At 58.4% G+C, this 12,602-nt stretch carries 11 protein-coding genes; 7 read left to right on the forward strand and 4 right to left on the reverse strand.

Annotation, left to right across the window (positions count from 1 at the left end):
* Together VGC62_RS22010 and aroC are read right to left on the reverse strand one after the other, a co-directional pair.
* The coding region (locus tag VGC62_RS22010) for an MFS transporter (protein WP_331189194.1) at positions 1-448 on the reverse strand (448 nt) is incomplete at its 3' end.
* Between the two features lie 31 nt (positions 449-479).
* Positions 480-1,571: a chorismate synthase gene (gene aroC / locus VGC62_RS22015; protein WP_331189195.1), complete on the reverse strand. Its 1,092-nt coding sequence runs from the start codon at positions 1,569-1,571 to the stop codon at positions 480-482.
* A gap of 130 nt (positions 1,572-1,701) precedes the next feature.
* Between aroC and VGC62_RS22020 the strand changes: the two genes are divergently transcribed.
* Positions 1,702-2,736 carry an alpha/beta hydrolase gene (locus VGC62_RS22020; protein ID WP_414705834.1) on the forward strand — a complete coding sequence of 345 codons (1,035 nt, stop codon included), beginning with the start codon at positions 1,702-1,704 and terminating at the stop codon, positions 2,734-2,736.
* A 113-nt stretch (positions 2,737-2,849) separates the two neighbouring features.
* Positions 2,850-3,650 carry a hypothetical protein gene (locus VGC62_RS22025; protein WP_331189196.1) on the forward strand — a complete coding sequence of 267 codons (801 nt, stop codon included), beginning with the start codon at positions 2,850-2,852 and terminating at the stop codon, positions 3,648-3,650.
* A gap of 138 nt (positions 3,651-3,788) precedes the next feature.
* On the opposite strand, the gene prmB is transcribed toward VGC62_RS22025, so the two are convergent.
* Positions 3,789-4,697 (reverse strand): 50S ribosomal protein L3 N(5)-glutamine methyltransferase, encoded by a 909-nt coding sequence (gene prmB / locus VGC62_RS22030; RefSeq protein WP_331189197.1) that lies wholly within the window; start codon positions 4,695-4,697, stop codon positions 3,789-3,791.
* Positions 4,698-4,959: 262 nt separating this feature from the next.
* On the opposite strand from prmB, the gene VGC62_RS22035 reads away from it, so the two are divergent.
* From VGC62_RS22035 to VGC62_RS22045, 3 genes are all read left to right on the forward strand, one after another.
* Entirely contained in the window at positions 4,960-5,562 is a 603-nt protein-coding gene (locus VGC62_RS22035) for a cysteine hydrolase family protein (protein WP_331189198.1), read from the forward strand.
* Between the two features lie 248 nt (positions 5,563-5,810).
* Positions 5,811-6,131 carry a hypothetical protein gene (locus VGC62_RS22040; protein ID WP_331189199.1) on the forward strand — a complete coding sequence of 107 codons (321 nt, stop codon included), beginning with the start codon at positions 5,811-5,813 and terminating at the stop codon, positions 6,129-6,131.
* A gap of 96 nt (positions 6,132-6,227) precedes the next feature.
* Positions 6,228-6,785, forward strand: coding sequence for a Smr/MutS family protein (locus tag VGC62_RS22045; protein WP_331189200.1), 558 nt, complete (start codon positions 6,228-6,230; stop codon positions 6,783-6,785).
* 182 nt (positions 6,786-6,967) lie between these two features.
* Here the strand turns inward: VGC62_RS22045 and VGC62_RS22050 are convergent, their stop codons facing one another.
* Complete coding sequence (locus VGC62_RS22050; RefSeq protein WP_331189201.1) at positions 6,968-8,431, reverse strand: glyceraldehyde-3-phosphate dehydrogenase; 1,464 nt, start codon at positions 8,429-8,431, stop codon at positions 6,968-6,970.
* Positions 8,432-8,600: 169 nt separating this feature from the next.
* On the opposite strand from VGC62_RS22050, the gene mfd reads away from it, so the two are divergent.
* Complete coding sequence (gene mfd / locus VGC62_RS22055; protein WP_331189202.1) at positions 8,601-12,053, forward strand: transcription-repair coupling factor; 3,453 nt, start codon at positions 8,601-8,603, stop codon at positions 12,051-12,053.
* A 10-nt stretch (positions 12,054-12,063) separates the two neighbouring features.
* The gene (locus tag VGC62_RS22060) at positions 12,064-12,588 is read left to right on the forward strand and encodes a CsiV family protein (RefSeq protein ID WP_331189203.1); all 525 of its coding nucleotides are present in this window, start codon (positions 12,064-12,066) and stop codon (positions 12,586-12,588) included.
* Positions 12,589-12,602 lie beyond the last annotated feature (14 nt).

Here is a 12,602-nt window from a genome sequence, read left to right on the forward strand (position 1 = left end):
CCAGTGCGACCACGGTCAGGATAAAACCGATAGAGCCCCACAGTCGGATCTGGCTGTAGCGAGAAATCTGGCCCCGCAAATGCGCCAGCGTGATCACCTCAAATTGCGGCAGTACGGCATGCCAGAAGAACGCATGCAGCGCCATGACCATCGCCAGCCAAGCGTAACTCTTGTCGACCAGAATCAGTGAAAACGCCGCCAGTGTGCAGACCGCGCCCAAGCGCACGATCGCCAGCCGCCGCCCGGTGTAATCCCCCAGCCAGCCCCAGATATTGGGCGCGACACAGCGCATCAGCATAGGGATTGCCACCAGTTCGCCGATGCGCGCGCTGGAGAAACCGAGATGATCGAAATACAACGCCAGAAACGGAGCCGTGGCCCCCAGCAATGCGAAATAGAATAGGTAAAAACTGGACAGTCGCCAGTAAGGAAGCGCTGCCAAGGTCATGCCCCCTTGGCAGCGTGACTCGAATCGGGCATTACAGCTGACCCAGAACCGGCGTGCTGACGCAAACGTCGGCGTTCTGCCCACGATGACGCAACAGATGGTCCATCAACACAATGGCCATCATCGCTTCGGCAATCGGCGTGGCACGGATGCCAACGCAAGGGTCATGTCGACCCTTGGTGATCACCTCGACTGCGTTACCGTGAACGTCAATCGAACGACCTGGCGTGGTAATGCTGGACGTTGGTTTGAGCGCCAGATGCACCACAATCGGCTGGCCGGACGAAATACCGCCGAGAATCCCGCCCGCATTGTTCGACACAAAACCTTCGGGTGTCAGTTCGTCGCGATGTTCGGTGCCACGTTGAGCGACACTAGCGAATCCGGCACCAATCTCCACGCCCTTCACCGCGTTGATGCTCATCATCGCATGGGCCAGCTCGGCGTCGAGACGGTCGAAAATCGGCTCCCCAAGGCCTGGCATTACGCCGTCGGCCACCACGGTTATCCTGGCGCCCACAGAGTCCTGATCACGACGCAACTGGTCCATGTAGGCTTCCAGCTCCGGTACTTTGTCCGGATCTGGGCTGAAGAAGGCGTTTTGCTCGACCGACTCCCAGGTTTTGAACCCGATTTCGATCGGCCCCAACTGGCTCATGTAGCCACGCACGCTGATACCCTGGCTGGCGAGGTACTTTTTGGCAATAGCGCCGGCTGCCACGCGCATGGCGGTTTCCCGCGCTGAGCTACGACCGCCGCCGCGATAGTCGCGCACGCCATATTTGTGGTGGTAGGTGTAGTCGGCGTGAGCCGGACGGAACAGGTCCTGGATCGACGAGTAATCCTTGGACTTTTGGTCGGTATTACGAATCAGCAGACCAATGGAGCTACCGGTGGTCTTGCCCTCGAACACGCCGGAAAGGATTTCCACCTCGTCCGCTTCCTGACGCTGGGTGGTGTGGCGGCTGGTGCCGGGCTTGCGGCGATCCAGGTCCAGTTGCAGGTCTTGCAGCGACAGTTCAAGTCCCGGGGGGCAGCCGTCAATGATCGCAACCAACGCCGGGCCATGGCTTTCGCCAGCAGTGGTAACAGTGAACAGCTTGCCGTAGGTATTGCCGGACATGCAGGACGCTCCGAAAAGTCGATCAAAAACTCAAGCACAGCAGTATACGCAGGCTGCTCGTGTAGTTCATCCTCGAACCTTATTGGATTGATCGCGTCCAATCGGCACTGAATCAGATGCTGGCTTTCCGATGTTACGCCCAATGTTACGCACGCTACGTACGTTACCCAAGTTACGTGGGATTTCCCTGATACAGGCTTTTCTGCCGCTGCGAGCAATCATCGTGACCCTGACCGTGTTGACCGGCGTGGCGCATGCCGCCCCTCCTGTTGTCCTGCAACGCCCGATCAGCCTGGACACCGGGACTGGCGAGTTGTTTGGCACCCTGCTGCTGCCAAAATCCCCGACGCCAGTGCCTGTCGTGCTGATCATTGCCGGTTCAGGCCCGACCGACCGCGATGGCAATAACACCGACGGTGGCCGCAACGACAGTCTCAAGCGCCTGGCGGTGATCCTTGCCAAGCACAACATCGCCAGCGTGCGCTACGACAAACGCGGGGTGGCCGCCAGCAGACCGGCGACCCCTGACGAGCGCGACCTGAGCATCGAAAAATATGTGGCCGACGCTCAAGCCTGGGGCCAGAAGCTCAAGGCCGACCCTCGTCTGAGCCAGCTGATTTTGCTGGGGCACAGTGAAGGCGCCCTGGTTGCCTCCCTCGCTGCCGAACAAGCAGGAGCTGCGGCGGTGATTTCCGTCGCAGGTACTGGGCGACCTGTCGATCAAGTGCTCCGCGAACAATTGCAGTACCAGTTGCCACCTCCCCTGCTCGCCCGCAGCGAGCAGTTGATTGAAGAAATCAAGGCCGGCAAAACCGATAACGACGTGCCCCCCGCCCTGCAAGTGGTGTTTCGACCCAGCGTCCAGCCCTACCTGATCTCCCTGTTCCGGCAAAATCCGACGGCCGCGTTTGGCCAACTGAAAGTACCCACTTTGATCGTCCAGGGACGCAATGACATGCAGGTGGGTGTGGGCGACGCGGAGTTGTTGCATCAGGCCAAACCAGACTCTGACATCGCCATCATCGACGGTATGAACCACGTACTGCGCATCGTGCCCAACGACATCAAGCGTCAATTGGCATCCTACAAAGATCCGCAATTACCGCTGGCCGCCGAAGTATCGAGCCACATCCTGAAATTCATCAGTACATTGCCCGCTGCGTAAGGCGAGGCGGTTTTTTCACCCAAGGAAACCGCCCCTTCAGATTCACGAAAAACGGCCGATAGCGAGTTGCTGGCATTGTGTTGCCCAGCGATGTCAAGAACAGGACCGACGTGATGACTGAAAACACCGCCTTGGCCGAGCCGGGCGCAACACCTGCCGACGCCGAAGCCGAAGTTGCCGCCCCGGTGCTGTGGGAGGACGTTCAGGCCGAACATTTTCTGATGTTACGCCTTGCCCCGCTGCCGACTGACCGTGCTACCGGCGCTCGGCCGTTGCGCTTCGCTCAATTCGGTCACGCCGAGCGCAACAGCAAGGAGTTCAGCCTGCTGCGCATGAGCTATCAACTGCCGGCGCAAAAGACCCGCAAAGAACAGAATCACTTGGATATCTGGGTCGACCACACCCATCTCACGGTACGTGTCGGTCCAGAATCTGGCCTGCAAATCGAGCCGTGGAACCGCGGGCTGGGTCGCTTCATGCTCGCTCGCGGCATCCACTGGGCGCAGAAGCACTGGTCGCAATACAAGGTCGAAGGCACCGCGCTGGCCAATAAAGACGCGCTCAATGAAGACACGCGTGCGCGCCGCGATCACTTTCTCAAGACTCAAGGCTTTGAGGTGGTTTACGCCGATGCGCAACACCTCAAGGGCACCATCAAAGACGTCAAGGTCGGTAATCTCAACAGCACCTGGAATGCCGACAAGGTTCAGATCGTCGAAACGCTCGACGCCGCGCAAATGCTGCAGCAAGCCGAACAGAAGCTTATTGAACAGGACGTGACGATCAAGAAACACGAGGAAAAAGTCAGCAAATACCGCCGCGAGGACAGTGGACTGCGTTTCACTATCGCGTGCCTGGTCACGTTCGCGGTGTTTCAGGCGGGGTTATTGATCTGGATTGCGACGCATCGTTGAAACAATGTGGTCGTTAATGGGAGCTGAAATCCTGTGGAAACTGCCCAAGGCTGCGATTAATCCGATGAACGACATCGTGTGTCATACCTGATCGCAGCCTTCGGTAGCTCCTGCATAAGCGTATCTGGCCTGGAAAATTTAAACTCGCGAAGCAAACAGCGCCTGATGCTGACGGCACTGTTCGGCTGTCAACATGAACACGCCATGCCCGCCACTCTGGAACTCCAGCCAGGCGAAATCGACTTCTGGATAAAGCGCTTCGACGTGAACCTGGCTGTTGCCCACTTCCACGATCAGCAAGCCTTTCTCGGTCAGATGATCTGCCGCCTGGCTGAGCATCCGGCGCACCAGATTCAAACCATCATCGCCACAGGCCAACGCCAACTCCGGCTCATGCTGGTATTCGTCGGGCATGTCAGCGAAGTCTTCGGCGTCGACATAAGGCGGGTTCGATACGATCAGGTCAAACCGCTGACCCGGCAATCCATCGAATCCGTCGCCCTGAACGGTGTATACCCGCGCATCTACGCCATGGCGTTCGATGTTGCGATTGGCCACTTCCAACGCTTCGTACGACAGGTCCGCCAAGACCACTTCGGCTTGCGCGAACACGTCAGCGCAAGCGATGCCAATGCAACCAGACCCCGTGCATAGATCGAGAATCCGTACAGGTTCAGCTGCCAGCCAAGGCTCAAAACGGTTTTCGATCAACTCACCGATTGGCGAACGTGGAATCAATACACGCTCATCGACGATGAACGACATCCCGCAGAACCATGCTTCGCCCAGCAGATAGGCGGTCGGCACGCGCTCGTCGATGCGACGCTTGATCAGGCGTTGCACATGGACCAGCTCATCCTCTTCAAGGTTGCAATCCAGGTAGCTGTCGGCGATTTCCCATGGCAGGTGCAAAGCGCCCAACACCAACTGACGGGCTTCGTCCCAGGCATTATCAGTGCCGTGACCGTGAAACAGATCTTCCCCGTGAAAACGGCTGACAGCCCAACGGATATGATCGCGCAGGGTGCGCAGTCGGGAAGTGATCATGGCAAACTCCTGAAAAAACGACCGGCGATTCTAACAGCCATCCACGCAACAAACGATGCTCTGCTCGCGAGGTCGGACGTCGAAAAAAACTTTCCCTGCCTTTCACTGAATTTGCAGGCAATATGACAGCAATCGCGACCTGCTCGACGGCTTTGAGCACGGCAAAAAGCCCGGCAAAAAGCGAGGCCTGTGAGCATTGCGATTCACAGAATCGCTCAGCCAGTGGACAATGTGGCAAAAGCCCCACTCGAAGGAGCCCCAGATGTCTGTTTCAAACTCCGGTCCAAAGACCATGTTTCAACTCAGTGGCCGTGGTTATGCGGCGGCCACTTTGAGTAATGCCACGCTGATCATCATTGACGCTCAAAAAGAATACCTCAGCGGTCCACTGGCCCTGACGGGTGTTCACGAAGCCATCGCCAACATCGTCCAGTTATCCGCAGCGGCCCGTGCAGCCAAATGCAAAATCGTCCATGTCCGTCATCTCGGCACGGTTGGCGGCATGTTCGACCCGCAAGGACCGCGTGGTGAGTTCGTCCCGCAATTGCTGCCGCAAGCTGATGAGCCTGTGGTCGAAAAGCGATTGCCGAACGCATTCAACGGTACGGGCTTGCATGACCTGCTACAGAGCTTCGGTCATCTTGATCTGGTGGTGTGTGGTTTCATGAGCCACTCCAGCATCAGCACGACCGTGCGCGCCGCCAAGGATTATGGCTACCGCTGCACCCTGGTTGAAGACGCTTGTGCCACCCGCGACTTGCCGACGCCACACGGAGTGATCAAGGCCGACGTGGTACAACAGACGGAGATGGCAATCATGGCCGACAACTTCGCCACACTTGCCACGACCAGAGAGCTGATATAAGCCCAAGCCCCAATCAGGAGCTGACCCTGCGTGATTTCTATGCGCTGATGACTCACTGCGCTACCCCCAAGGCAGTTCCTGAAAACCGTACTGTGTAAAACCGAGACCGCAAACGCGCGATTGCGTGTCTCTGGCCACGCATAACCGCTGATCCATTTACCGCTCGTGTTTGTCGTAGAAACCTGACCGAATGGGAACAACCCCGGCATATGCTGGTCAGAGCGCCGATACCCCTAGAGGAAATCGGAATGAAAATATCCGATGGTTTTGATGCCCGCCGCTTACGCCCAAAAGGCCAGAGCAATTGGCGGATGCGCTTGGGCGCCGCGTTTGCTGCGGTGCTGGCAACGCTTGGCGTGCTGTCGGCGATGGCCGGCGTTGCCAGCCTGATTGGTCACCCTCCTGCCTTGGGCGAACTGAATGCCAGCCCGGCCGGTGCCATCGTCAGTATCGTGCTTGGCCTGTTGTTTTTATATGTAGGCATCTGGATGTGGCGTCGCAGCCGTCGTCGCAGCCGTCGCTCCAGTGAGTTGAACATGTCCCCGCATTTGATGAAGAAGCACGACTAACGCCGCGTTTTCTTTGCCTCTGTCGATCATTCATGCTTTTAGTCGCGGTGATCGTGGCGTGACTTGGTTAAACTAACGGCCTTCGCGGAGGCCATCATGCAAGACGACGATTTTTCCCTGTTTCGAAGCGAGACCCGCGGCGTAAAGCCGATCAAGGTCCAGTATGCCGACACAGGCAAACCCAAACCCGACCGTAAGAATCTGGCGAAACTACGCCAGGCTGCCACCGTGCGTACCGACTCAGTGACCGTTGATGGCTTGTCCGATCAGTTCGTGATCGACGTCGGCCCCGAAGACACGCTGAACTGGGCCCGCGACGGTGTTCAGGAAGGTCAGATGCGCAAGCTCAAACTTGGGCAAATCAGCTTCGAAGGCAGCTTGGACCTTCATGGCATGAGCGTCGAGTTGGCACGCGAGACCATGTGGGAATTTCTCGCCGAAGCCACCAAGCTGGAAATACGCTGCGTGCGCATCACCCATGGCAAGGCGGTGCGTCTGGACGGCAAACGGCCGATGATCAAAAGTCACGTCAATACTTGGCTGCGTCAACACCCACAAGTGCTGGGCTTCACCTCGTGCCTGGCCAAACACGGCGGTGCTGGCGCGGTATACGTGATGCTCAAGCGCACGATGATGGAAGGCCGCGACGAGTAATTTGATGGTTATCGCTCTGATAGGGCGATAGCGCCGTGTTCTGGCGCTATGTGGACCTCACCTCCAGTCATCAGCGTGACCACCGCTAGCCAAGCGGGTTGCGTTTGCCTGGCGCAGACACAAAAACACCCCGAACGGTCGGGGTGTTTTCATGTTGCTTGAGCTAAGACTTGCCGCAGATCTTATTTCGGAAACGCTGGCGGGTTGACCCCAGCCATCTCTTCCATCACGCGAACCACCTGGCAGCTGTAACCGAATTCGTTGTCGTACCAAACGTACAGGACAACGCGGTTATCGTTGCAGATGGTGGCCTCGGCATCGACCACACCGGCGTGACGCGACCCAACGAAGTCAGTCGAAACCACTTCCTGGGAGTTCACGAAGTCGATCTGCTTGTGCAGGTCCGAATACAGCGCGACATGGCGTAGGTACTCGTTGACTTCCTCACGGCTAGTGGAGTGCTCAAGGTTCAGGTTGAGAATCGCCATCGATACGTTCGGCGTTGGAACGCGGATCGCGTTGCCGGTCAGCTTGCCAGCCAGCTCAGGCAGCGCCTTGGCGGCAGCGGTGGCAGCACCTGTTTCGGTGATGACCATGTTCAGCGCGGCACTACGGCCACGGCGATCACCTTTGTGGAAGTTGTCGATCAGGTTCTGGTCGTTGGTGTACGAGTGAACCGTTTCAACGTGACCATTGACGATGCCAAACTTGTCGTTGATCGCTTTGAGCACCGGAACGATGGCATTGGTGGTGCAGGAGGCCGCCGAAATGATCTTGTCGTCGGCAGTGATTTCCTGGTGGTTGATACCATGAACGATGTTCTTCAGCTTGCCTTTGCCCGGAGCGGTCAGCACCACACGGGCGATACCTGGGCACTGCAAGTGCTGGCTCAAACCCTCGGCATCACGCCACACACCGGTGTTGTCCACCAGCAATGCATCCTTGATACCGTACTGGGTGTAATCCACCTCGGTCGGGTTCTTGGCGTAAATCACCTGAATCAGGTTGCCATTGGCGCTGATGGTGTTGTTGGCTTCGTCGATGGTGATAGTGCCGTCGAACGGACCATGTACCGAGTCGCGACGCAACAGGCTGGCACGCTTGACCAGATCGTTCTCGGCACCTTTGCGCACAACGATAGCGCGCAAACGCAAACCGTCGCCGCCACCGGTTTTTTCAATCAGGATACGCGCCAGCAAACGACCGATACGGCCAAAACCGTAGAGCACGACGTCCGTGCCTTTGCGTGGACTGGTGCCTTGCTTGCCAACAACATCGGCCATTTCTTCACGGACGAACTGCTCGGCAGTGCGGCCATTGCCTTGGGCCTTGTACTTAACGGCCAGCTTGCCCAGATCCACCGAAGCGGCACCCAGTTTAAGCTCGCTCATCGCTTTGATGAGCGGGAAAGTCTCGTGTACGGACAACTCGCTAGCGTCGGGTTGACGATGACGCGCAAAGCGGTGGGCTTTGATAATTGCGATGACTGAACGGTTGATCAGGCTGCGGCCATAGATCGAACTCACCACATTATTATTGCGGTAGAGCTGACCGATAAGCGGGATCATCGCCTCGGCGAGGGCCTCACGATCGATCCATTCACCAAGACACTGGTCGGGCTTCTGAGTCACGGGAACCTTCCACATGTAGGGGCTGAAAAAAGGGGCTACATTATGACCGCGCCTTTGTTTCTGAGCAATGCACGGTTGTCAGGTCACTGAGCACTACATAATTGCGCGGTCGTAAAACTGACAGCGGATTCTTTCTTTAGTTACAATCCCCAGCCCTGCCGCAACGCCTGGAGCTTTATCTTCCGTGCCCGTTCTGCGCCTACCGAAACTTCCTGCTGCCGCAGGCAAAACCCATTGGGGCAATCTGCCCGGTGCCGCTCAAAGCCTGGCAATTGCCGAGGCCGCCAGCGCGGCGAAACGTTTCACCTTGCTTTTGACCGCCGACAGCCAAAGCGCTGAGCGACTCGAGCAGGAGTTGAAATTTTTCGCCCCCCATCTGCCGGTGCTGCATTTCCCTGACTGGGAAACCCTGCCCTACGATTTGTTCTCGCCGCATCAGGACATCATTTCCCAGCGTATCGCCAGCCTGTACCGGTTGCCGGAACTGGAACATGGCGTGCTGGTAGTGCCGATCACCACCGCCCTGCACCGCTTGGCGCCGACACAATTTCTGCTCGGCAGCAGCCTGGTGCTGGACGTTGGCCAGAAACTCGACCTCGACCTGATGCGCAGCCGCCTGGAAGCCAGTGGCTACCGTTATGTCGATACCGTTTATGAGCACGGCGAATTCACCGTGCGCGGTGCGCTGATCGACTTGTTCCCGATGGGCAGCAAACTGCCGTACCGGATCGACCTGTTCGACGATGAAATCGAAACCTTGCGCACCTTCGAGCCGGAAACCCAGCGTTCCATCGACAAAGTCGATTCGGTGCGCCTGTTGCCGGCCAAGGAGTTCCCGCTGCAAAAAGAAGCCGTCACGGGCTTCAAGGCACGTTTTCGAGAGCGATTCGACGTCGACTTCCGCCGAAACACGATTTTCCAGGACTTGAGCAGCGGCATTACCCCGGCGGGCATCGAGTATTACCTGCCGCTGTTCTTCGAAGAAACCTCCACCCTGTTCGATTACCTGCCACAGGACACCCAGGTGTTCTCGATGCCCGGGATCGAGCATGCCGCCGACACCTTCTGGAATGACGTTCGCAATCGTTATGAAGACCGTCGCCACGACCCCGAACGCCCATTACTGCCGCCGACCGAGCTGTTCTTGCCCGTGGAAGACTGCTTCGCCCGCCTGAAGACCTGGCCACGCGTGGTGGTCAGTCAGGACGATATCGAAACCGGTGTGGGCCGTGATCGTTTCCCGGCCCAGCCGTTGCCCAATCTGGCGATAGAAGCCAAAGCGGCTCAGCCGCTCGGTGCGCTGTCGAGTTTCCTTGATCAGTTCCCCGGCCGCGTGTTGTTCACTGCCGAATCCGCCGGGCGCCGTGAAGTACTGCTCGAGCTGCTTGAGCGCCTGAAACTGCGGCCAAAAACTGTGGACAGTTGGCAGGATTTCGTCGACAGCAAAGAACGCCTGGCGATCACCATTGCGCCACTGGACGAAGGCTTGGTGCTGGAAGACCCAGCGCTGGCACTCGTCGCGGAAAGCCCGCTGTTTGGCCAACGCGTCATGCAGCGCCGTCGCCGGGAAAAACGCGCCGATGGCCACAGCGCCGATGCGGTCATCAAAAACCTCACCGAACTGCGCGAAGGTGCGCCCGTGGTACACATCGACCACGGTGTTGGCCGCTACCTCGGCCTGGCAACGCTGGAGGTGGAAAACCAGGTCGCCGAGTTCCTGATGCTGGCCTACGCCGAGGACGCCAAGCTCTATGTCCCGGTCGCCAACCTGCACCTGATCGCCCGTTACACCGGCAGCGATGACGCCTTGGCGCCGCTGCACCGCCTGGGCTCGGAAACCTGGCAGAAGGCCAAGCGCAAGGCTGCCGAGCAGGTGCGCGACGTCGCCGCCGAATTGCTCGACATCTATGCCCGACGCGCCGCCCGCGAAGGTTATGCGTTCGCCGACCCGAAAGCCGACTACGAAACCTTCAGCGCCGGTTTCCCGTTCGAAGAAACGCCGGACCAACAAACCACCATCGACGCCGTGCGCGCCGACATGCTGGCGCCCAAGCCGATGGACCGCCTGGTTTGCGGCGACGTGGGCTTTGGCAAGACCGAAGTGGCCATGCGCGCAGCCTTCATTGCCGTGCATGGCGGGCGTCAGGTCGCGATTCTGGTGCCGACCACCCTGCTCGCCCAGCAGCACTACAACAGCTTCCGCGACCGTTTTGCCGACTGGCCGGTGAGCGTTGAGGTGATGAGCCGCTTCAAATCGACCAAGGAAATCAACGCTGCCGTGGCCGATCTGGCCGAGGGCAAGATCGATATCGTCATCGGCACCCACAAGCTGCTGCAAGACGACGTCAAGATCAAAAACCTGGGGCTGGTGATCATCGACGAGGAACACCGCTTTGGGGTGCGTCAGAAAGAACAGCTCAAGGCGCTGCGCAGTGAAGTCGACATCCTGACCCTGACCGCAACGCCGATTCCGCGCACGCTGAACATGGCCGTGGCCGGGATGCGCGACTTGTCGATCATCGCCACGCCGCCTGCGCGTCGTCTGTCGGTGCGCACCTTCGTCATGGAACAGAACAAACCGACGGTCAAAGAGGCCTTGCTGCGCGAGCTGTTGCGCGGCGGTCAGGTTTACTATCTGCACAACGACGTGAAGACCATCGAGAAATGCGCCGCCGATCTGGCCGAACTGGTGCCCGAAGCGCGCATCGGCATTGGTCACGGACAGATGCACGAACGTGATCTCGAACAGGTGATGAGCGATTTCTACCACAAGCGCTTCAACGTGCTGATCGCCTCGACCATCATCGAGACCGGTATCGACGTGCCAAGTGCCAACACCATCATCATCGAGCGTGCCGACAAATTCGGCCTGGCGCAGTTGCACCAGTTGCGCGGTCGGGTGGGACGCAGCCACCACCAGGCCTATGCCTATCTGTTGACGCCACCGCGTAAACAGATCACCCCCGACGCCGAGAAGCGTCTGGAAGCCATCGCCAATACCCAGGATTTGGGCGCAGGCTTTGTGCTGGCCACCAACGACCTGGAAATCCGTGGCGCTGGCGAGTTGCTGGGCGATGGCCAAAGCGGGCAGATCCAGGCCGTCGGCTTTACCCTTTATATGGAAATGCTCGAGCGCGCGGTCAAGGCGATTCGCAAGGGCGAACAGCCCAACCTCGACCAGCCACTGGGCGGCGGTCCGGAAATCAATCTGCGCTTGCCAGCACTGATTCCCGAAGCCTATCTGCCGGACGTTCACACACGCCTGATCCTCTACAAACGCATCGCCAACGCCGCCGACGAAGAAGGCTTGAAAGACCTGCAAGTGGAAATGATCGACCGCTTCGGCCTGCTGCCCGAGCCAACCAAAAACCTGGTGCGCCTGACGTCGCTCAAGCTCAAGGCCGAGCAACTGGGAATCAAAAAGGTTGACGCCGGGCCCCAGGGTGGACGAATCGAATTTGGCACCGATACTCCAGTGGACCCGTTGGCGCTGATCAAGCTGATCCAGGGGCAGCCCAACCGTTACAAATTCGAAGGCGCCACGCTGTTCAAATTCTCGGTACCGATGGAGCGCCCCGAAGAGCGTTTCAATCATCTGGAAGCGCTGTTCGAGCGCCTGACCCCGAAAACTGCTTGAAGGATGCACCATGCGTTTGTTCCGCTCGCTGACTCTGCTGCTGGTGCTGTTTGCCCCCGTTGCGTTTGCCGATGGCACCTTTCAGGTCGAGATCATTCTGTTTCGCCAGACCGATCAGCCCGCAGCCACCAACCAGCCTTCACCTGAAGGCTGGGCACAAGGCGCACGCAAGCTGGCCACTGAAGACCAGCGTTCAACGACGCTCGACGATCTGGCCAACAAGCTGGACGCCAGCGGCATTTATAAGGTGATGTTGCACACCGCGTGGCAGCAGGAATTAAGCGCAACGCCAAGCAAAGTTGCGCTCAGCAGTGGTCAGGAGCAATTTGGTCATTTCCCCATCGAGGGCACCGTCAGCCTGGCGCTGGCGCGCTTTACCGACATCGACGCGAATTTCTGGGTCAATCAGCTCGACGCCCACGGCGTACTGATTACCAGCGAACGCATGCGGCAATCGACCCGGGTGAAAAATGGCGAGTTGACCTACATGGATAACGGAAGTCTGGCCCTGCTGATCAAGGTTTCTTCTCTTTAAGCATTGCGTAGGGC

This window comes from Pseudomonas sp., assembly GCF_036404235.1.
In the GTDB taxonomy this organism is placed as follows: domain Bacteria; phylum Pseudomonadota; class Gammaproteobacteria; order Pseudomonadales; family Pseudomonadaceae; genus Aquipseudomonas.

Excerpts from the sequence above, each read along its gene's own strand:
- aroC (WP_331189195.1), bottom strand. The coding sequence starts at position 1,571 with ATGTCCGGCAATACCTACGGCAAGCTGTTCACTGTTACCACTGCTGGC.
- VGC62_RS22020 (WP_414705834.1), top strand. The coding sequence starts at position 1,702 with ATGTTACGCCCAATGTTACGCACGCTACGTACGTTACCCAAGTTACGT.
- VGC62_RS22025 (WP_331189196.1), top strand. The coding sequence starts at position 2,850 with ATGACTGAAAACACCGCCTTGGCCGAGCCGGGCGCAACACCTGCCGAC.
- prmB (WP_331189197.1), bottom strand. The coding sequence starts at position 4,697 with ATGATCACTTCCCGACTGCGCACCCTGCGCGATCATATCCGTTGGGCT.
- VGC62_RS22035 (WP_331189198.1), top strand. The coding sequence starts at position 4,960 with ATGTCTGTTTCAAACTCCGGTCCAAAGACCATGTTTCAACTCAGTGGC.
- VGC62_RS22040 (WP_331189199.1), top strand. The coding sequence starts at position 5,811 with ATGAAAATATCCGATGGTTTTGATGCCCGCCGCTTACGCCCAAAAGGC.
- VGC62_RS22045 (WP_331189200.1), top strand. The coding sequence starts at position 6,228 with ATGCAAGACGACGATTTTTCCCTGTTTCGAAGCGAGACCCGCGGCGTA.
- VGC62_RS22050 (WP_331189201.1), bottom strand. The coding sequence starts at position 8,431 with ATGTGGAAGGTTCCCGTGACTCAGAAGCCCGACCAGTGTCTTGGTGAA.
- VGC62_RS22060 (WP_331189203.1), top strand. The coding sequence starts at position 12,064 with ATGCGTTTGTTCCGCTCGCTGACTCTGCTGCTGGTGCTGTTTGCCCCC.